19 protein-coding genes and 1 pseudogene are annotated in these 21,353 nt (G+C 40.6%); 16 read left to right on the top strand and 4 right to left on the bottom strand.

The annotated features are described in order from the left end of the window. Positions 1–5 precede the first annotated feature (5 nt). A complete protein-coding gene (gene rpsT / locus FGQ53_RS02965) occupies positions 6–242 on the bottom strand; it encodes a 30S ribosomal protein S20 (protein ID WP_001274000.1) in 237 nt (78 codons plus the stop codon). 67 nt (positions 243–309) lie between these two features. Beyond that, on the bottom strand, positions 310–1,230 hold the full coding sequence (gene coaA, locus FGQ53_RS02960) for a type I pantothenate kinase (protein ID WP_138335633.1): 921 nt from the start codon (positions 1,228–1,230) through the stop codon (positions 310–312). Between the two features lie 200 nt (positions 1,231–1,430). Between coaA and FGQ53_RS02955 the strand changes: the two genes are divergently transcribed. From FGQ53_RS02955 to FGQ53_RS02915, 9 genes are all read left to right on the top strand, one after another. After that, a complete protein-coding gene (locus FGQ53_RS02955; protein WP_138335631.1) occupies positions 1,431–1,835 on the top strand; it encodes a hypothetical protein in 405 nt (134 codons plus the stop codon). A 202-nt stretch (positions 1,836–2,037) separates the two neighbouring features. After that, complete coding sequence (locus FGQ53_RS02950) at positions 2,038–2,628, top strand: class I SAM-dependent methyltransferase (protein WP_138335629.1); 591 nt, start codon at positions 2,038–2,040, stop codon at positions 2,626–2,628. Next, positions 2,625–3,902, top strand: coding sequence for a pyrimidine-nucleoside phosphorylase (locus FGQ53_RS02945; protein WP_138335627.1), 1,278 nt, complete (start codon positions 2,625–2,627; stop codon positions 3,900–3,902). Before FGQ53_RS02950 ends, FGQ53_RS02945 begins: the two co-directional genes overlap by 4 nt. Positions 3,903–3,921: 19 nt before the next feature. Continuing rightward, a complete protein-coding gene (gene deoC, locus FGQ53_RS02940) occupies positions 3,922–4,584 on the top strand; it encodes a deoxyribose-phosphate aldolase (RefSeq protein ID WP_138335625.1) in 663 nt (220 codons plus the stop codon). Then, the gene (locus FGQ53_RS02935; protein ID WP_138335623.1) at positions 4,571–4,960 is read left to right on the top strand and encodes a cytidine deaminase; all 390 of its coding nucleotides are present in this window, start codon (positions 4,571–4,573) and stop codon (positions 4,958–4,960) included. The genes deoC and FGQ53_RS02935 overlap by 14 nt, the downstream gene beginning before the upstream one ends. Positions 4,961–5,049: 89 nt before the next feature. Next, complete coding sequence (locus tag FGQ53_RS02930; RefSeq protein WP_138335621.1) at positions 5,050–6,102, top strand: BMP family lipoprotein; 1,053 nt, start codon at positions 5,050–5,052, stop codon at positions 6,100–6,102. A gap of 143 nt (positions 6,103–6,245) precedes the next feature. After that, on the top strand, positions 6,246–7,781 hold the full coding sequence (locus tag FGQ53_RS02925; RefSeq protein WP_138335619.1) for an ABC transporter ATP-binding protein: 1,536 nt from the start codon (positions 6,246–6,248) through the stop codon (positions 7,779–7,781). Continuing rightward, positions 7,774–8,832 carry an ABC transporter permease gene (locus tag FGQ53_RS02920; protein WP_033683459.1) on the top strand — a complete coding sequence of 353 codons (1,059 nt, stop codon included), beginning with the start codon at positions 7,774–7,776 and terminating at the stop codon, positions 8,830–8,832. Before FGQ53_RS02925 ends, FGQ53_RS02920 begins: the two co-directional genes overlap by 8 nt. A gap of 2 nt (positions 8,833–8,834) precedes the next feature. Beyond that, positions 8,835–9,791, top strand: coding sequence for an ABC transporter permease (locus tag FGQ53_RS02915; protein ID WP_138335617.1), 957 nt, complete (start codon positions 8,835–8,837; stop codon positions 9,789–9,791). A gap of 38 nt (positions 9,792–9,829) precedes the next feature. Here FGQ53_RS02915 and plsY read toward each other — a convergent pair whose 3' ends face one another. Beyond that, positions 9,830–10,471: a glycerol-3-phosphate 1-O-acyltransferase PlsY gene (gene plsY, locus FGQ53_RS02910; protein WP_138335615.1), complete on the bottom strand. Its 642-nt coding sequence runs from the start codon at positions 10,469–10,471 to the stop codon at positions 9,830–9,832. 135 nt (positions 10,472–10,606) lie between these two features. Here plsY and parE point away from each other — a divergent pair, with 135 nt between their 5' ends. The 7 genes and pseudogenes from parE to FGQ53_RS02880 all read left to right on the top strand — a co-directional run bounded on the left by parE (position 10,607) and on the right by FGQ53_RS02880 (position 20,189). Continuing rightward, a complete protein-coding gene (gene parE / locus FGQ53_RS02905; protein ID WP_138335613.1) occupies positions 10,607–12,550 on the top strand; it encodes a DNA topoisomerase IV subunit B in 1,944 nt (647 codons plus the stop codon). 14 nt (positions 12,551–12,564) lie between these two features. Next, complete coding sequence (locus tag FGQ53_RS02900; RefSeq protein ID WP_138335673.1) at positions 12,565–14,592, top strand: N-6 DNA methylase; 2,028 nt, start codon at positions 12,565–12,567, stop codon at positions 14,590–14,592. Between the two features lie 17 nt (positions 14,593–14,609). Continuing rightward, complete coding sequence (locus FGQ53_RS02895) at positions 14,610–15,752, top strand: restriction endonuclease subunit S (protein ID WP_138335611.1); 1,143 nt, start codon at positions 14,610–14,612, stop codon at positions 15,750–15,752. Then, positions 15,742–16,302, top strand: a complete 561-nt coding sequence (locus FGQ53_RS02890; protein ID WP_138335609.1) for a HEPN domain-containing protein — start codon at positions 15,742–15,744, stop codon at positions 16,300–16,302. Before FGQ53_RS02895 ends, FGQ53_RS02890 begins: the two co-directional genes overlap by 11 nt. 63 nt (positions 16,303–16,365) lie before the next feature. Continuing rightward, the gene (locus tag FGQ53_RS11710) at positions 16,366–16,542 is read left to right on the top strand and encodes a hypothetical protein (RefSeq protein ID WP_171019064.1); all 177 of its coding nucleotides are present in this window, start codon (positions 16,366–16,368) and stop codon (positions 16,540–16,542) included. 85 nt (positions 16,543–16,627) lie between these two features. Beyond that, positions 16,628–19,108: a DNA topoisomerase IV subunit A gene (gene parC, locus FGQ53_RS02885; protein ID WP_138335607.1), complete on the top strand. Its 2,481-nt coding sequence runs from the start codon at positions 16,628–16,630 to the stop codon at positions 19,106–19,108. Between the two features lie 228 nt (positions 19,109–19,336). Then, positions 19,337–20,189: pseudogene (locus FGQ53_RS02880) on the top strand (IS630 family transposase). Positions 20,190–20,239: 50 nt separating this feature from the next. On the opposite strand, the gene FGQ53_RS02875 reads toward FGQ53_RS02880, so the two are convergent. Continuing rightward, entirely contained in the window at positions 20,240–21,007 is a 768-nt protein-coding gene (locus FGQ53_RS02875) for an epoxyqueuosine reductase QueH (protein ID WP_033683135.1), read from the bottom strand. Between the last annotated feature and the right edge of the window lie 346 nt (positions 21,008–21,353).

Raw genomic sequence — 21,353 nt, 5'->3', positions numbered from 1 at the left:
GTTTCTTATTTAGCAAGTTTAGCTGAAAGACGAGCTTTATCGCGGCTTGCTTTGTTTTTGTGAATCAAACCTTTAGTTTCTGCTTTATCGATAGCTGAGCTAGCAGCACGGAAAAGTTCTTCAGATGGGTTTGCTTCGAAAGCTTTGATAGCAGTACGCATAGCTGATTTTTGAGCTGAGTTCTTTTCGTTTTGTTTAACGTTCAATTCAGCGCGTTTGATAGCTGATTTAATGTTTGCCAATGTTCTTACCTCCATATTTACTAACTATACCATTATATCTGAAAACTTACGTTTTGACAAGGGAAAATTACTTTTTTAAGTAAATTTCATCGATTTCATGGTTCTTTGTTTTATGCAGAATCACTTCCGCACGGTTTCTAGTTGGTTCAATATAATTTTGTAGATTTGTGAGATTGATACTGGTCCAGACCTGATGTGCAAAGGATTCCACTTCCCCAATTGGCATTTGAGTAAAACGATAGTAGTAGCTTTCAGGATCGTTTTGGGCTAGGCTCAGCATTTTCAAAAAACGGTCCAGATACCAACTTTCGATGTCATCTACTGCAGCATCAACATAGATGGAAAAGTCAAAGAAGTCAGTGATATAGAGACGCTCGTTTTGTGGATTTTGAAAGACATTGATTCCTTCAACAATCACAAAATCAGCAGCTTTGACGCTTTGCTTTTCCTCAGGAACGATGTCGTAGACTTCATGGGAATAGACAGGAATATCTACATCCTGTCCATTTTTAATGCGGTCCAGGAAGTTGAGAAGAGCTTCCATATCATAGCTTTCAGGAAATCCCTTGCGATTTAAAATCCCCTGTTCAATCAAGGTCTGGTTGGGATAGAGAAAGCCGTCAGTCGTTACCAACTCAACTGTAGCATCTGTAAGCGTACGGGATAGCAAGATTTGAAGTAGTCGACTGGTTGTGGATTTTCCAACGGCAACACTCCCAGAAACCCCAATGATAAAAGGTTGAGATTTGCTTTCACGTTGAAGGAAAATTCCTTTTGAAAAGGCTAAATCATCCTTTGTACGCTTGTAAATCTGGATGAGATGGGCTAGGGGAAGATAGACATCGGTAACATCCTGCAAGCTAATCTGGTCATTAAAACTCTTGATGGATTCTAATTCCTCTTCTGTCAAAGGAGGTGTTGTCTTTCGATGTAAAGATTGCCAAGTCTGGCGGCTGATTTTTTCAAAATGTAAAAATTCGTTGGTCATTTGTTTTCCCCTAGATATTTTGTCTATCATACCATAAAAAGCTAAAAAAATAAAGCGGTTTCTTGAATGTGTTAAGTCAATGGTATCTACTATAAGTAGATAGAGGATGAACAATTTATTGATGAAGTAGGAGCTGGTTTCTCCTGACTTATGAGCTAATAAAGGGGGCTTTGGGATTCACAACTTATAGGAGGTGTGTCATGAAAATCTTAAAAAGTTACATATTGGAACTCTGTTTTATTTTAAGTTTTGCACTACCTTTTATAAGGGGAGCGAATGCGGATAATGGGAGACGCTTTGTAGAAACTTATTACGGTTTTACCTTCTTAATAGATCATCTTCTTGTAACAGTTATCTTTATCTGTTCACTCTTGATTGCTTGGCTACTAAAAAAACGGTGGACGAAATGGCTTGCTGCTGGTAGTTATCTATTTTTGATTTTATGGATTGCTACAGAAGGGTATCTCTTCCGTATGTCGCTAGAAGATTTGGTACGACTTTGGACAAGTTTGGAAATTCTGACACAAACTTATCAGTTGGGCTTTTATCTAAACATCATATTGGGAATCCTGTTGATGATTAAGTATTTGAAGGTTAAGCAATAGTGATAAAAATGCGACTGATTACAAACAATCTGTTTCTTCCTGACTATGATAATTTGTAGTTCCCGATAGATTGTAATGTATTTCTAATAATTGAAAGAGAATGAAGAAAAGGTTTTTTGACTAGGATTCTTCAGTCTTTTTCATTTGAACATCACTTTGTAAACGATTTACAATCCAAGCCAAATTATGGTAAAATAGTTTTATGAGTAAAATGTATTATGCAGAAAATCCTGATGCTGCTCACGACATTCATGAGTTGAGAGTGGAGTTGTTGGGAGAAAATATGACCTTTTTAACAGATGCGGGTGTTTTTAGCAAGAAAATGGTTGACTTTGGCAGTCAACTCTTGCTCAAGTGTCTAGAGGTCAACCAAGGAGAGACTGTCCTTGATGTAGGCTGTGGTTATGGGCCTTTGGGCTTGTCCTTGGCTAAGGCTTTTGGAGTTCAGGCGACCATGGTTGATATCAATAATCGTGCCTTGGAATTGGCTAGGAGAAATGCTGAAAAAAATAATGTAAAAGCGACGATTTTCCAGTCCAACATTTATGAACAAGTTAAAGGTCGATTTGACCATATTATTTCCAATCCCCCTATTCGTGCTGGAAAAAAAGTCGTTCATGAAATTATCGAGAAAAGCAAAGTTTTCTTGGAAACTGGTGGGGATTTGACCATCGTCATCCAGAAAAAACAAGGAGCTCCAAGTGCCAAGTCCAAGATGGAAGATGTGTTTGGCAATTGTGAAATCGTCAAAAAAGATAAGGGATACTATATCCTTAGAAGTGTGAGAGAATGAGAGCAGTTGATTTAATCCAAAAAAAACGAGACGGTCAAGAACTGACTTCAAGTGAAATTGAATGGTTAGTTGAAGGTTATGTGTCAGGAACTGTTCCTGATTATCAGATGTCTGCCTTTGCTATGGCTATCTATTTCAAAGGAATGACGACACGAGAAATCTCAGATTTGACTATGAATATGGTTAAGACTGGTCAAGAGTTTGACTTGTCTGCTATCGATGGGGTTAAGGTTGACAAGCATTCTACTGGTGGAGTTGGTGATAAGGTGACCTTGATTTTGGCTCCTCTTGTTGCTAGCTTCGGTGTACCTGTGGCAAAAATGAGTGGTCGTGGTCTTGGCCATACGGGTGGAACAATTGATAAATTGGAGTCCATTAAAGGCTATCAAGTTGAGCGCAGTCAAGAAGATTTCATTCGTCAGGTGCAGGACATTGGAGTGTCCGTCATTGGGCAATCAGACCAGCTGGTTAAAGCAGATAAGCTTCTCTACGCCCTCCGTGATGTGACAGCAACTGTGGACACAATTCCTTTGATTGCGAGTTCGGTGATGAGCAAGAAAATTGCGGCAGGAGCGGATGCTATTTTGCTAGACGTAACTGTCGGAGAGGGTGCTTTCATGAAGACGGTTGATGAGGCGCGTGAACTGGCTCAAACCATGGTGGATCTTGGTAAGGCAGTTGGTCGAAAGACGGTAGCAGTGATTACGGATATGAGTCAGCCCTTGGGACGAGCGATTGGAAATCGTCTGGAAATCCTTGAAGCACTGGAGATTTTACAAGGACAAGGCCGTCAGGATATTACCCACTTTATCTGTGAATTGGCTCAAATTATGCTTGGTTTAGCAAATGTAAACAAGACAGTTGAAGAAGTTCGCCAACATCTTGAAAATGGTCAAGCATTGGTTAAGTTTGAGGAGATGGTCCAAGCTCAAGGTGGAGACTTGGAAGACCTCCATCGACCAGTTAATGTTGCCCATGTGGTGGATATTCCTGCCCAGGAAACGGGTGTCATTTCAGCTCTTCCAGCTATGGAATTTGGACTTTATGCCATGAGACTGGGTGCTGGTCGTGCAGTCAAGACTGATGATTTGGACTATGAAACAGGAATTGTTTTTGAAAAGAAAGTTGGAGATTCCGTTCAAAAAGGAGAAATTGTTGCAAAAGTATACACAAATGGAAAAAATTCTCCTCAGCTAGTTACAGATTTTCAAAAATATGTTAAAATAAATGATAGGGTACAAAGTTTACGAGAAATTATAGAAATTATCTCATAAACGACAGGAGAATCCGGATATGAAATTAAATAAATATATCGATCATACGTTTTTGAAGCAAGATGCGACAGAAAAACAAATTGATTGTTTGTTGACTGAAGCTAGAGAGTATGATTTTGCCAGCGTCTGCGTCAATCCGACCTGGGTTAAACATGCTAAAAAAGGGCTTGAAGGTACAGATGTCAAGGTCTGCACAGTGGTAGGCTTTCCTCTGGGAGCAACAACTTCAGCCGTGAAAGCATTTGAAACCAAAGAAGCTATCCAAAATGGTGTAGATGAGATTGATATGGTGATCAATGTTGGAGCTCTCAAATCAGGAAATCTTGATTTGGTTGAATCAGACATCCATGCTGTTGTAGAAGCAAGTGGTGACAAGTTGGTTAAGGTCATCATTGAAGCTTGCTTATTGACAGACCAAGAAAAAATTGTGGCTTGTCAATTAGCCCAAAAAGCGGGAGCTGACTTTGTCAAAACATCAACTGGCTTTTCAACTGGTGGTGCCACTATAGAGGATGTTAAGTTGATGCGTAAAACGGTCGGACCAGATATGGGAGTTAAGGCTGCTGGTGGAGCTCGCTCATATGCAGACGCTCTTGCCTTTGTGGAAGCAGGCGCTACTCGTATTGGAACATCAGCTGGTGTGGCAATTTTAAAAGGAGAATTAGCAGATGGCGACTACTGAGTTGATTGACTTAGCAATTGAAACCAGCAAGCAAGCCTATGTACCCTATTCTCACTTTCCTGTTAGTGCTGTTCTAGTGGCGAAAGATGGTAACGTTTATACAGGTGTTAATATTGAAAATGCTAGCTATTCTTTGACAAACTGTGGAGAGCGTACAGCGATTTTTAAAGCAGTTTCCGAAGGCCAAAGAGAGTTTTCAGAATTGATTGTCTATGGACAGACTGAAAACCCAATTTCACCATGCGGTGCTTGTCGCCAAGTGATGGCTGAATTTTTTGAACAAGATCTAAAAGTGACTTTAGTCGCAAAAGATAAATCGACGGTCGAGATGACGGTCGGGGAGTTACTTCCATACTCTTTTACAGACTTAAGCTAGTCTGAGCTACTCTCTGAGTGGCACGGTCCTTGTGGCCAACCAATCCATACTTGCAACATCGTTGCACATCTTATTTAGGAGGTTCAGTAATGAACAAGAAACAATGGCTAGGCCTTGGTCTAGTTGCAGTGGCAGCAGTTGGACTTGCTGCATGTGGTAACCGCTCTTCTCGTAAGGCAGATTCATCTTCTGATGTGAAGACAAAAGCAGCAATCGTCACTGATACTGGTGGTGTTGATGATAAATCATTCAACCAATCAGCTTGGGAAGGTTTGCAGGCTTGGGGTAAAGAACACAATCTTGCAAAAGATAAAGGTTTCACTTACTTCCAATCAACAAGTGAAGCTGACTACGCTAACAACTTGCAACAAGCGGCTGGAAGTTACAACCTAACCTTCGGAGTTGGTTTTGCCCTTCACAATGCAGTTAAAGATGCAGCAGAAGAGCACACTGATTTGAACTATGTCTTGATTGATGATGTGATTAAAGATCAAAAGAATGTTGCGAGTGTAATTTTCGCTGATAATGAGTCAGGTTACCTTGCAGGTGTGGCTGCAGCAAAAACAACTAAAACAAAACAAGTTGGTTTTGTAGGTGGTATGGAGTCAGAAGTTATCTCTCGTTTTGAAGCAGGATTCAAGGCAGGTGTTGCGTCAGTAGACCCATCTATCAAAGTACAAGTTGACTATGCTGGTTCATTTGGTGATAATGCCAAAGGTAAAACAATTGCAGCGGCACAATATGCAGCTGGTGCAGACGTTGTTTACCAAGTAGCTGGAGGTACAGGTGCTGGTGTCTTTGCAGAAGCAAAATCACTCAACGAAAGCCGTCCTGAAAATGAAAAAGTTTGGGTTATCGGTGTTGACCGTGACCAAGAAGCAGAAGGTAAATACACTTCTAAAGATGGCAAGGAATCAAACTTTGTTCTTGTATCTACATTGAAACAAGTTGGTACAACTGTAAAAGATATTGCTAACAAGGCAGAAAAAGGTGAGTTCCCTGGTGGTCAAGTGATCGTTTACTCATTGAAAGATAAAGGGGTTGACTTGGCAGTGACAAACCTTTCAGAAGAAGGTAAAAAAGCTGTTGAAGATGCTAAAGCTAAAATCCTTGACGGAAGCGTAAAAGTTCCTGAAAAATAATGGATGGAAGTCATTTCTTAGGAAGCGGCCCTCGGCCGCTTTTTTAAGAGTTGAGGCAAAGTCATTTTGTCTCAGTAAAGCTTGCTACTAGACAAACTAGCAAGTTTTATTGAAATAAAATAAGACTCTGAAAGGAAGAGCACATGGCACACGAAAATGTCATTGAGATGCGTGATATTACCAAGGTGTTTGGTGAATTTGTTGCCAACGACAAAATCAACCTGCACCTACGAAAAGGTGAAATTCATGCACTTTTAGGAGAAAACGGGGCTGGAAAATCCACGCTAATGAACATGTTAGCAGGTCTTCTTGAACCAACCAGTGGCGAAATCGCGGTCAACGGTCAAGTTGTTAACCTCGACTCGCCATCTAAAGCAGCTAGCTTGGGAATCGGAATGGTTCACCAACACTTTATGTTGGTAGAGGCTTTCACGGTGGCTGAAAACATCATTTTAGGAAGTGAATTGACTAAAAATGGTGTGCTAGATATCGCTGGAGCTAGCACAGAAATCAAGGCTCTTTCTGAACGTTATGGCTTAGCTGTGGGCCCTTCTGCCAAGGTAGCAGATATCTCAGTTGGTGCCCAACAACGTGTAGAAATTTTAAAAACCCTTTATCGGGGAGCTGATATCCTTATCTTTGACGAACCAACGGCTGTCTTGACTCCATTAGAAATTGATGAGTTGATGGCTATTATGAAAAATCTTGTCAAAGAAGGAAAATCAATTATCTTGATTACCCACAAGTTGGATGAGATCCGCGCAGTTTCTGACCGCGTTACAGTTATCCGTCGTGGGAAATCAATTGAAACTGTCGAAATTGCAGGGGCTACCAATGCTGATTTGGCAGAAATGATGGTAGGACGTTCTGTTTCCTTCAAAACAGAGAAACAAGCCTCTCAACCAAAAGAAGTGGTTTTGTCTATCAAAGATTTGGTGGTCAATGAAAACCGTGGTGTTCCAGCTGTTAAAAATCTGTCCTTGGATGTTCGTGCTGGAGAGATTGTTGGTATTGCGGGGATTGATGGAAATGGTCAGTCTGAACTGATTCAAGCCATTACAGGTCTTCGCAAGGTTGAATCTGGTAGCATTGAGCTAAAAGGAGATTCAATTGTAGGCTTGCACCCACGTCAGATTACAGAGTTGAGTGTTGGGCACGTTCCAGAAGACCGTCACCGTGATGGTTTGATTTTGGAAATGATGATTTCTGAAAATATTGCCCTTCAAACCTACTATAAAGAACCACATAGTAAAAATGGAATTTTGAACTATTCAAATATTACTTCTTATGCTAAAAAGCTAATGGAAGAGTTTGATGTTCGTGCTGCAAGTGAATTTGTTCCTGCAGCGGCACTCTCAGGAGGAAATCAACAAAAAGCAATTATTGCTCGTGAAATTGATCGAGATCCTGATCTTCTTATCGTCAGCCAGCCAACTCGTGGGTTGGATGTCGGTGCTATTGAATATATCCACAAACGCTTGATTGAAGAGCGTGATAATGGGAAGGCTGTTCTTGTTGTCAGCTTTGAATTGGATGAGATTTTAAACGTCTCAGACCGTATTGCCGTTATCCACGATGGTAAGATTCAAGGTATTGTATCACCAGAAACAACCAATAAACAAGAACTTGGTGTCTTGATGGCTGGTGGAAACTTGGGAAAGGAGAAGAGTGATGTCTAAAAAATTACAACAAATTTCGGTTCCCTTGATTTCTGTCTTCCTAGGAATTTTACTCGGAGCCATTGTCATGTGGATCTTTGGTTATGATGCCATTTGGGGCTACGAAGAATTGTTCTATACAGCCTTTGGTAGTCTGCGTGGGATTGGAGAAATCTTCCGTGCCATGGGGCCTTTGGTCTTGATTGGTCTTGGCTTTGCCGTTGCCAGTCGTGCAGGTTTCTTTAACGTTGGACTTCCTGGTCAGGCTTTGGCAGGTTGGATTCTTAGTGGTTGGTTTGCCTTGTCGCATCCAGATATGCCACGTCCCTTGATGATTTTAGCGACTATCGTGATTGCTTTGATTGCTGGTGGGATTGTAGGAGCGATTCCGGGTATTCTTAGAGCCTATCTAGGGACGTCAGAGGTTATCGTAACCATCATGATGAACTACATTGTCTTGTATGTAGGAAATGCCTTTATCCATGCTTTCCCTAAAGACTTCATGCAAAGTACAGATTCGACAATTCGTGTTGGGGCTAATGCAACCTATCAGACACCTTGGTTGGCTGAGTTGACTGGTAACTCACGGATGAATATCGGTATTTTCTTTGCTCTTATTGCCGTTGCAGTCATTTGGTTCATGCTCAAGAAAACAACACTTGGTTTTGAAATCCGTGCAGTTGGTCTTAATCCACATGCTTCAGAATATGCTGGTATTTCTGCCAAACGAACAATTATCCTCTCAATGATTATTTCAGGTGCCTTGGCAGGTCTTGGTGGAGCTGTGGAAGGACTGGGAACCTTCCAGAACGTCTATGTTCAAGGGGCATCATTGGCTGTCGGATTTAACGGAATGGCGGTTAGTCTGCTTGCGGCTAACTCACCAATTGGTATTCTCTTTGCAGCCTTCCTATTTGGTGTTCTCCAAGTTGGAGCTCCTGGTATGAATGCGGCGCAGGTGCCATCTGAGCTAGTCAGCATTGTAACAGCGTCTATTATCTTCTTTGTCAGTGTTCATTACCTTATCGAACGCTTTGTCAAACCTAAAAAACAAGTTAAAGGAGGTAAGTAAAGATGTCTATTACAACCTTGCTCACCCTCTTGGTGTCTTCTATGCTGATTTACTCAGCACCCCTCATCTTTACAAGTATCGGTGGTGTTTTCTCTGAACGTGGTGGTGTGGTAAACGTCGGCCTTGAAGGAATTATGGTTATGGGAGCCTTTTCTGGAGTCGTCTTTAACCTTGAATTTGCAGAACAATTTGGAGCAGCAACTCCATGGATATCTTTGTTAGTTGCAGGATTGGTAGGGGGAATCTTTTCTATCATCCACGCAGCAGCAACGGTTCATTTCCGTGCAGACCATGTTGTCAGCGGTACAGTATTGAACTTGATGGCGCCTGCCTTGGCTGTTTTCTTAGTGAAAGTTCTTTATAATAAGGGACAAACAGATAACTTAAGTCAGACTTTTGGACGCTTTGACTTCCCAGTCTTAGCAAATATCCCAGTGATTGGTGATATCTTCTTCAAGTCAACAAGTCTGCTAGGTTATATCGCGATTGCTTTCTCATTCTTTGCTTGGTTTATCCTCTTCAAGACCCGCTTTGGTCTTCGTCTCCGCTCTGTCGGTGAACACCCTCAAGCAGCGGATACTTTGGGAATAAATGTCTACAAGATGAGATATTTAGGGGTTATCATTTCAGGTTTCTTAGGTGGAATTGGCGGAGCGATTTATGCTCAATCAATCTCAGTTAACTTCTCAGTAACAACTATTGTTGGACCTGGATTTATCGCTCTTGCTGCGATGATCTTTGGGAAATGGAACCCAATCGGAGCCATGCTTTCTAGTCTTTTCTTTGGGCTTTCACAAAGTTTGGCAGTTATCGGTTCTCAATTGCCTTTCCTACAAGGAGTGCCTGCGGTTTACCTTCAAATTGCACCTTATGTTTTGACTATTTTGGTCTTGGCAGCCTTCTTTGGAAAAGCAGTTGCACCAAAAGCAGATGGTATCAACTATATCAAATCAAAATAAGCATACAAAAAAACGTCAGTTCTGTTCAAACTGGCGTTTTATTTTTTAGGATTTTGATGGGTTAAGTTCAGTCCCCAAGGGACAAGATTTTCAGTTTTATTTTGGATACGTGTGATATTATCCTTATGACGAATGATAATCAAACTAGCAAGAGCTAGGATAATGGCGATGAAGAGAGGGTCATAGTTACTCAGAATAAAACCCAAAAGTGGAAAGAGTAGAACTCCGATGACGGCTGCGATAGATGCTGTGACACTAGACAGTGAAATCATACTACCTAGATAGAGGGTCCCAAAGAAGACAACCGCAAGGTAGAGACAGAAGATAGGCGCAAATCCGAAAATCACTCCAGCACTGGTTGCGACAGCCTTGCCACCCTTAAATCCTGCAAAGATAGGGAAGGTGTGGCCAATAACGGCCAAAAGTCCAAAGATGAGAGGTGAAACACCTTGAAGATGAAACATAATCGGAAGTAGCGTTGCTAGGGTTCCTTTGAAAAAATCAATCACAAAGGTTGCCATCCCCGCTTTCTTTCCTAAGATGCGGAAGGTATTGGTTGTCCCTGTGTTACCAGAACCATGCTCGCGCAGATTGATTTGAAAGAATACTTGTCCAATCCAGAGACCAGACGGAATCGAACCCAGCAGATAGGCTAGGATTAATAAAACTATTGTAATCATACTCCTATTATATCATGAATTGGGAAAGAAAGGCAGAGAATCTCTACTGAAATTGTCACACCGGAGAAAGAAAAACTTTGCAAAATCCCTAGAAAACCTGTAAAATAGAAAAGATGAACAAATAGGAGGTTCCTTGTGTCAAAAAAGGAAATCAATATTAATAACTACAATGATGACGCCATTCAGGTGCTAGAAGGGTTGGATGCGGTCCGTAAACGTCCGGGGATGTATATTGGTTCGACCGACGGTGCGGGTCTCCATCACCTAGTCTGGGAAATCGTGGACAATGCAGTCGATGAGGCCTTGTCTGGCTTTGGTGACCGCATTGATGTGACTATCAATAAAGACGGAAGTCTAACAGTAGAGGACCATGGTCGTGGGATGCCGACTGGTATGCACGCCATGGGAATTCCAACTGTTGAGGTTATCTTTACTATTCTTCACGCCGGAGGGAAATTCGGTCAAGGGGGTTATAAGACATCTGGAGGTCTCCACGGGGTGGGGTCTTCTGTTGTTAATGCCCTTTCTAGTTGGCTAGAAGTAGAAATCACTCGTGATGGTGCTGTTTATAAGCAACGCTTTGAAAATGGTGGAAAACCTGCCACGACTTTGAAGAAAATTGGTACAGCACCCAAGACTAAGACAGGTACCAAAGTCACCTTCATGCCTGACGCGACAACCTTCTCTACGACAGACTTCAAGTACAATACCATTTCAGAACGACTCAATGAGTCAGCCTTTCTCTTAAAAAATGTGACCTTGTCTCTGACAGATAAGCGAACAGATGAAGCAATCGAATTCCATTATGAAAACGGGGTGCAGGACTTTGTTTCTTATCTGAACGAAGACAAGGAAATCTTGACGCCAGTCCTATACTTTGAAGGGGAAGACAATGGTTTCCAAGTGGAAGTTGCCCTCCAGTACAATGATGGATTCTCAGATAACATATTGTCCTTTGTCAATAACGTTCGCACCAAGGACGGTGGAACGCATGAAACAGGACTCAAGTCTGCCATTACCAAGGTTATGAATGACTATGCGCGTAAGACAGGTCTTCTCAAAGAAAAAGATAAAAACCTTGAAGGTTCCGACTATCGTGAGGGATTAGCAGCCGTTCTTTCTATCTTGGTTCCGGAAGAACACCTTCAATTTGAAGGCCAGACCAAGGACAAATTGGGAAGTCCACTGGCTCGTCCCGTTGTGGATGGGATAGTGGCTGATAAGTTGACTTTCTTCCTCATGGAAAATGGGGAACTGGCTTCCAATCTCATTCGCAAGGCTATCAAGGCGCGTGATGCCCGTGAGGCGGCTCGCAAAGCGCGTGATGAGAGCCGAAATGGTAAGAAAAACAAGAAGGATAAGGGCTTGTTGTCTGGGAAATTAACCCCAGCCCAGTCCAAGAACCCTGCTAAGAACGAACTCTATTTGGTCGAGGGTGACTCTGCCGGTGGTTCTGCCAAGCAAGGTCGTGACCGTAAGTTTCAGGCAATCTTGCCCCTTCGTGGGAAGGTTATCAATACAGCCAAGGCCAAGATGGCGGATATCCTCAAAAATGAAGAAATCAACACGATGATTTATACAATCGGTGCAGGTGTTGGGGCAGACTTCTCTATTGAAGATGCCAACTATGATAAAATCATTATCATGACCGATGCCGATACTGATGGTGCCCATATCCAGACCTTGCTCTTGACATTTTTTTACCGCTACATGCGTCCGCTTGTTGAGGCAGGCCATGTCTATATTGCCCTTCCACCTCTTTACAAGATGTCCAAAGGCAAAGGTAAGAAAGAAGAAGTGGCCTATGCTTGGACAGATGGAGAGCTTGAAGAACTCCGTAAGCAGTTCGGCAAAGGTGCTACTCTCCAACGCTATAAAGGGCTTGGTGAGATGAATGCGGACCAGCTCTGGGAAACAACCATGAATCCAGAAACCCGTACACTTATCCGTGTTACGATCGAAGATTTAGCACGCGCCGAACGTCGCGTCAATGTCCTTATGGGAGATAAGGTCGAACCACGCCGTAAGTGGATTGAAGATAATGTCAAGTTTACGCTTGAGGAAGCAACAGTGTTTTAATGAAAGAAAATAATATGCTAGTAAACTGGAAATTAGAGTCGGATGTGAATGACTATGTGAAAAAGCAGTTTGAAAATCTTGGTTTGAAAAAATTGCAGGATTACAATGAAGAATCTGCTATGAGTGCTTATCTCAAAGAGGCGCTTAAGGGAGCTGCTAAGACGCAAACTAAGACTAATTTTGGAAAGCCGGATTTTCATATTGAAAAATACAAACAAGTTCCTATCCTGATTGAAAACAAACTCAAATTAGCTAAGCTAGTTTCTCAAACAAAGGATGGTATTAAGTTTGATGATAAATCCATTAGTGATTTTGCAGTGAATGGGGCTTTGCATTATGCGAGAGCAGTTATTGATAGTGGTAAATATCATGAAGCTGTTGCAGTTGGTGTTGCAGGTGATAACGAAGAAAATGTAACTATCAAAGTTTATTATGTCTTTGGTTCTGCTCCTAATGCCTATAAAGAGTTATCAAAGGTTACGACTTTTGATTTTTTGGAAAATGAGTCTACCTTTGAGACCTTCTACAAAGATGCTGTCTTGAGCGAAGAAGAAAAACATCAAATTCTGATTGATAGTCAGGCGACTTTGCAAGGCTATGCTAAAAAGCTCAATAAATTGATGCACAATCATAACATCACAGCTCCTCAACGGGTGCTTTATGTTTCTGGTATGCTACTATCTATGCAGGATATTGTGGACAGTGAAGGAAACAAGATTGATGATGGATTAATACCCGACGATTTAAAAGGGGTACAATCTGAAACCAAGCGTGATGGTAAGAAAGTAGTTGATCAAATCAAGGCTTTCCTAGATGAGCGTGAAATCAATGAAGACAAAAAATATCTCATGTTAGCTTCCTTCGGAGAAATTTCCAAAGATAGCCAACGAGACGAGTTAACTAACAATGACAGAGAAGTAGCCCAACTTCTCCCTCAAAATGAAAATTCTGTTACCAAGCAAATCTTCACTTTTATCTATGAGAATATTTTCAAGTCCATTGATGGTTTGGGTGGACATATCGATATTATGGGGGAGATGTACTCCGAATTTCTAAAGTATGCTTTGGGAGATGGAAAAGAAATTGGTATTGTTCTGACCCCTCCTTATGTTACCAAAATGATGGCGCAAATTTTGGGGATAACCAGTGAGAGCAAGGTTATGGATTTGGCGACTGGTTCAGCTGGATTCCTCATTTCAGCGATGGAGTTGATGATAGATCATGCAAATATCAGTTTTGGGAAGGGGACTTCTCGAGCCAACGAGGAGATTGCGAAGCTCAAGAAAGATAACCTGCTAGGAATAGAACTTAATGCAGAGATGTATACCCTAGCGACAACCAATATGATTCTTCGTGGAGATGGGTCTAGTCGAATTGAAAAAGGTTCGGCCTTCAATCGTCCTGAGAGTCTGTTTACGGATTTTAAAGCTAATCGTGTCTTGCTGAATCCCCCTTTCTCTTATGAAGAAAATGGTCTTCCTTTTATAGCTTATGGTTTGGATAAGATGGAGCGTGGTGGCCTAGGTGCTATTATCATTCAAGATAGTGCTGGTTCTGGTAAGGCAACAAAGACAGCTAAAGCTATTTTGAAAAAGCATACCCTACTTGCCTCTATCAAAATGCCCGTGGATCTTTTTGTTCCCATGGCAGGGGTCCAGACTTCTATCTACATTTTTAAGGCTCATGAGGCACACGATTACGACCAGACGGTTAAATTTATTGACTTTAGAAATGACGGTTTTAAACGTGCTAAGCGAGGGATTTCAGAGGTTGATAATCCTATCCAGCGTTACCAAGATGTGATTAAAATTTATAAGGCTGGCAAGAGGGCAGAGGTAAGTAAAGAACTTTGGGATTTAGATGCTATCTTTATTGAGGACTTTATCACTGACAAGGGTAATGATTGGAATTTCGAACAGCACCAGATCATTGATACAAAACCAACCTTGGACGATTTTAAAAAGACTGTTGCTGACTACTTAGCTTGGGAAGTGGAACAACTTCTGAAAAACAAGGGGGAAGATAGCTCAAAAAAAGCCTAAGCCCTCGCCTTCAAAAATTGGAAGAGGAATTTGAAGCAAGTGGGGGCGAGTGGAGAGAAGTCAAAGTGGGAAAATTGTTTCATATTCGTCCCACTAAAAATTATGGTCTAACAAATCAGAAACTGTTTGCTAATTATGGTTCAGTACCAGTTGTAGTTAATTCCAGTCAAAATAATGGAATTGGGGGTTTTGTTGATTTAGAACCTACAGAACGAGGAAATATGATTACTTTTTCTGATACAACTACATCGGATAGTATTTTTTATCAACCAAATGATTTTATAGGCTATTCGCATGTGCAGGGAATGTTTCCATATGAAGAGTGGAATAAGTACAGTTTGCTGTATTTTGTAATATGCTTTAGAACGGTTACAAAAGGGAAATTTGACTACGGAAACAAATTTAATCGAGATAAGGCAAAAGAGATTTTAGTCACCATACCCTACCACAACAATAAGATAGCATTCAAATATATGGGAAACTACATCAAAGCGCTCGAGGCTGAACGCATCGAGACGCTCGAGGCTTATCTAACTGTAACAAATCTCAGAGATTATCATCTTACAAAAAATGATGAAAAAATACTTGACAAGTTTGCAAAACTTTCCGATACTAAGAGTAGAGTAGAGGAGTCGGAGGTATTCCGACTTTCTCCAGTTACAATGCTAACCTTGTTTCCGAATATTCATCAAGGACGACGTTTAAAGAAAGACGACCAGATAAACGGAGATTTGCCTTTTGTGATGGCTGGTACGACCAATACAGGTGTTGTTCGAAATATTGGAAATGATGTGCGCGTTTTTCCAAAACATTCTCTAACCATTGATATTTTTGGTAATACATTTTATAGAGGTTATGAGTTTGGCGCTGGAGATGATACAGGGGTATTTTGGAACGATAAAATGAAAGATAGTAAGGTTTTGCTTTATCTCAAGACTATCATTGAAAAATCATTAGTAGGAAAATACGACTTTGGAAGTAAGTTGCGTGCTTCTCAAACACATAATTTTCAATTTGATATCCCTAAAATAAACAATCAAATCGACTATACATTTATGTCTGACTTTATTCGAGCAGTGGAGAAATTGGTTATAAAGGATTTAGTCATCTGGGCTGATAAAAAAATTGCTGCGACTAAGGAGATTGTTGATGGAGTATAATTTTTCGTATGAAGACCGTTTCGCAGATATTGAAAATCGTATTGCTAGTTTTAATGAAGTGACTCAATTATTTCGTCAAAATCCTGACTTAATTACTAATCCTGATACTGTGAAGAGTACAATGAAAATGTCATTAGTTATTGCTATTTATTCTTTATCTGAGCAACTATTAAAAGATACGATATATAAATTACTGGAAGTTGATTTTACAGAGGAGACTCAAAGCTCTAAGGATAAATTTATTTTAAAACAGATTCCTCCTGAATCACATTCTATTACACCTGATTTAGATAGGATAAAATCGGAATTGAAAATTTTTGATTCTAATTTTAAACTTTATCTTCCCAAAATAACGGATACCTATAAGAATGCATATATAAGTTTAATTCAAGCTAGACATGATTATGCTCATGGGAATATACATACAGAAGGTATTGAATATACTGCTGCACTTCGCTTTGTCGAATATCTAAATATTCATTATTCAGAAATAATAGAGGGAAAATATATAAAAGATATTCAAGAATATGGCGAAAATCTTATGAAATAAAAAAACCATACAAATTATCAACAGTTTACTTGTCATAAAGAAAGAATAGACACTAGTTTATCAATGTATATTGATCAAATTGAAGAATTGTATTCTAGTGATGAAAAATATGATATTTATTATTTAAATGAAATTTATGAATCACTTAAAGAAGCACATGATATGTTAGATGATATACAGGAAGATACTTTTCAAGAAGATATTCAAAAATTTAAAGAATTTCTAGATGTGGTGATATAGGGGAAATACTTTCACTTTAGAAGGATTAATAAACCTACTAAAGTGAAAGTATGATAAATAATAAGAAGAACAGTAAGAGAAAAATATGTCCAACATTCAAAACATGTCCCTGGAGGACATCATGGGAGAGCGCTTTGGTCGCTACTCCAAGTACATTATTCAAGACCGAGCTTTGCCAGATATTCGTGATGGCTTGAAGCCGGTTCAGCGTCGTATTCTTTATTCTATGAATAAGGATGGCAATACCTTTGACAAGAGCTACCGCAAGTCGGCCAAGTCTGTCGGGAATATCATGGGGAATTTCCACCCACACGGGGATTCTTCCATCTATGATGCCATGGTTCGTATGTCTCAGGACTGGAAAAACCGTGAGATTCTAGTTGAAATGCACGGGAACAACGGTTCTATGGACGGAGATCCGCCTGCGGCAATGCGTTATACCGAGGCACGTTTGTCTGAAATTGCTGGGTATCTTCTTCAAGATATCGAGAAAAAGACAGTTCCTTTTGCATGGAACTTTGACGATACTGAGAAAGAACCCACTGTTTTGCCAGCAGCCTTTCCAAACCTCTTAGTCAATGGTTCGACTGGGATTTCTGCTGGTTATGCCACAGACATTCCTCCCCATAATTTGGCTGAGGTTATCGATGCTACAATTTACATGATTGACCACCCAACAGCCAAGGTGGATAAACTCATGGAATTCTTGCCTGGACCAGACTTCCCTACAGGAGCCATCATTCAAGGACGTGATGAAATTAAAAAGGCCTATGAGACCGGGAAAGGGCGCGTGGTTGTTCGTTCTAAGACGGAAATCGAGAAACTTAAAGGTGGTAAGGAGCAAATCGTTATCACTGAGATTCCCTATGAGATTAATAAGGCTAACTTAGTCAAGAAAATTGATGAAGTCCGTGTCAATAACAAGGTGGCAGGTATTGCTGAGGTTCGTGATGAGTCTGACCGTGATGGTCTTCGCATCGCTATTGAACTTAAGAAAGATGCGAATACCGAGCTTGTTCTCAACTACCTTTTCAAGTACACTGACTTGCAAATCAATTACAATTTCAATATGGTTGCGATTGACAATTTCACCCCTCGTCAGGTTGGAATTGTGCCAATCTTGTCTAGCTATATTGCCCACCGTCGTGAAGTGATCTTGGCGCGTTCTCGCTTTGACAAGGAAAAGGCTGAAAAACGTCTCCATATAGTGGAAGGTTTGATTCGTGTCATCTCTATCCTGGATGAAGTCATTGCCCTTATCCGTGCTTCTGAGAATAAGGCTGATGCAAAGGAAAACCTCAAGGTCAGCTATGATTTTACAGAAGAACAGGCTGAGGCCATTGTTACCTTGCAATTGTATCGTTTGACCAATACAGACGTGGTTGTCTTGCAGGAGGAAGAAGCAGAACTTCGTGAGAAGATTGCCATGCTTGCTGCTATTATTGGTGATGAACGGACTATGTACAATCTTATGAAGAAAGAACTTCGTGAGGTCAAGAAGAAATTTGCGACTCCACGCTTGAGTTCTCTAGAAGATACTGCGAAAGCAATTGAGATTGATACAGCTAGCCTTATCGCAGAGGAAGATACCTATGTCAGCGTGACGAAGGCTGGATATATCAAGCGTACTAGCCCTCGTTCCTTTGCAGCTTCAACACTTGAAGAAATTGGCAAACGTGACGACGATCGTTTGATTTTTGTTCAAGCTGCCAAGACAACCCAGCACCTCTTGATGTTCACAAGTCTCGGAAATGTCATCTACAGACCAATCCATGAATTAGCAGATATTCGTTGGAAGGACATAGGAGAGCATCTGAGCCAGACCATTACAAACTTTGAAACCAACGAAGAAATCCTTTATGTGGAAGTCGTGGATCAGTTCGATGATGGGACAACCTATTTTGCTGCGACTCGTCTCGGTCAAATCAAGCGTGTAGAACGAAAAGAATTCACCCCATGGCGGACCTACAAGTCTAAGTCGGTTAAGTATGCTAAGCTCAAAGACGAGACAGACCAGATTGTAGCAGTGGCTCCGATTAAACTAGATGATGTTCTCTTGATTAGCCAAAATGGTTATGCCCTTCGTTTCAATATCGAAGAGGTTCCGGTTGTCGGTGCCAAGGCTGCAGGTGTCAAGGCTATGAATCTGAAAGAAGATGATGTCCTCCAATCGGCCTTTATCTGTAATACCTCATCCTTCTACCTCTTGACTCAGCGTGGAAGTTTGAAACGTGTTTCTATTGAGGAAATTCCAGCGACCAGCCGTGCCAAACGAGGACTACAAGTCTTGCGTGAGTTAAAAAACAAACCGCATCGAGTCTTCTTAGCAGGAGCAGTTGCCGAACAAGGTTTCGTTGGCGACCTCTTTAGTACAGAAGTGGACGGGAACGATCAAACTCTGTTTGTCCAATCCAATAAAGGAACAATCTATGAAAGTCGATTACAAGACTTGAACCTGTCAGAACGTACCAGCAATGGAAGCTTTATCTCAGATACCATTTCAGATGAGGAAGTTTTGGCCGCTTATCTTCAGGAAGCTTATACAGAATTTGAATCTAAGAAATAATAAACAACAATGAAAAGCTTTTCATTGAGAAAATTGTCAATCTATAGATTTTAAGAGTTAAATTTGATTATATATACAAAAACGAACAGTGCTACTTCCCAACTGATAGGGACTTAAGCCTGCTCGTTTTCTTGTTTGTAGTGGTATAGACCACCAGATGTTCAAATGTGAAGTTATTAATATGGTGAAATGAACCAAAAATAGTACACAATGTGGTCTAATATTCTTATGGCATATTCAATAGATTTTCGTAAAAAAGTTCTCTCTTATTGTGAGCGAACAGGTAGTATAACAGAAGCATCACAGGTTTTCCAAATCTCACGTAATACCATTTATGGCTGGTTAAAGCTAAAAGAGAAAACAGGAGAGCTAAACCATCAAGTGAAAGGAACAAAACCAAGAAAAGTTGATAGAGATAGACTTAAAAACTATCTTACTGACAATCCAGACGCTTATTTGACTGAATTAGCTTCTGAATTTGGCTGTCATCCAACTACTATCCACTATGCTCTCAAAGCTATGGGCTACACTCGAAAAAAAGAACCACACCTACTATGAACAAGACCCAGAAAAAGTAGCTTTATTTCTTAAGAATTTTAATAGTTTAAAGCACTTAGCACCTGTTTATATTGATGAAACAGGATTTGATACTTATTTTTATCGAGAATATGGTCGCTCATTACGAGGACAATTGATAAAAGGTAAAGTATTTGGAAGAAGATATCAGAGGATTTCTTTGGTTGCAGGGCTAACAAATGGTGAGTTAATCGCTCCAATGACTTACGAAAAAACAATGACGAGCAACTTTTTTGAAGCTTAGTTTCAGAAGTTTCTCTTACCAACATTAAACACACCATCAGTTATTATTATGGATAATGCAAGATTCCATAGAATGGGGAAGCTAGAGCTCTTATGTGAGGAGTATGGGCATAAACTGTTACCACTTCCTCCCTACTCACCTGAGTACAATCCTATTGAGAAAATATGGGCTCATATCAAAAAGCACCTCAAAAAGGTATTACCAAGTTGCAATACTTTTTACGAGGCTCTTTTGTCTTGTTCTTGTTTCAATCGACTATAGTTTCGCAGGAAGCCTAGTATAAAAACCCAGCTTTGCAGCTGGGCTTATCCTTATATATCTAATTTTGTAACAGTAAATTTGATATGGGAATAGTCTTTTTCAACATCCTTATCTAGCAAGAAAGCTGTGGCGTCCTTCTTGACTTGAACCAGGTCAATATTCTGCGCTTGGGCTGCATAGACACATCCACAATAACATTGACGGTAGATATCATACTCCTCACACATCTCCACTGAACGTTTGTAGCCTTGATTTTTCTTGAAATCACTGGGAAGATAGTGGGTGGTATAAATCTTTTGCACATCGATTCCGATGCTGTTGATAGTTTGAGAATTCTTATGAGGACTGATGGTCAAAGCCGAACCAAAGTAGTCAAAGCCTAAATCCATAGCCACTTGCGCTGTTTTATCCAGACGGTAGTCAAAGCAAACCTTGCAACGATCACCACCTTCTGGTTCTTCCTCAAGTCCTCTAACTAGTTTTCTATATTCATTTGGTTCGTAGGGAGCTTCTAGGTACTGAACCATATTTCCTGTCCGCTCATTGAAATCACTGACAAATTTTTTGGTAACATAGGCCCGCTTATGGTATTCTGCCTTGGGATGAATATTAGAATTGGCAAAATAGATGGTCACATCTGCATACTTGGTCAAATATTCTAGGGTATAGGTACTGCAAGGGGCACAGCAAACATGCATGAGAATGGTTGGCCGCTGCTCATTTTTCTCCCATACTTGTACCATCTTCTGCATGACACGGTCATAATTAATCTTCTGATTGGGGTTCATCTTGCTCAGAATTTCTTCTACATCGATCATGTTCTTCTCCTTTTTCTAGTCTTATTTTATCATATAAGTTAGGAGAGCTCAAATCTATTTAGAATAGAAAATCATGACCACCCGTCTAACGGGTGGTTTGAACCAGGGCTATAAGCCCAAATTACCAGCCAGTGCCTAAAGACGCTGGATTTCACGTTGTTCAAGCCTTATTGCTCTTGACTCGTCACTTGCCTCTTAAAGAGGCTTTAGTATTACTTACCACTATCCCTAAAGGGATCCTCATATTCTTTTACACTTAATTTATCTAGTAGACTTGTTCGGTAACTACATCATCTCGTGGTTGATGATGCCACAAATCAACTCAGCTCTTAATTCAAACCGTTTT

The organism is Streptococcus mitis (genome assembly GCF_005844455.1).
GTDB lineage: Bacteria > Bacillota > Bacilli > Lactobacillales > Streptococcaceae > Streptococcus > Streptococcus mitis_BF.
The sequence above is the reverse complement of the archived record's forward strand: the minus strand, read 5'-3'. Positions and strand labels throughout refer to the sequence as shown.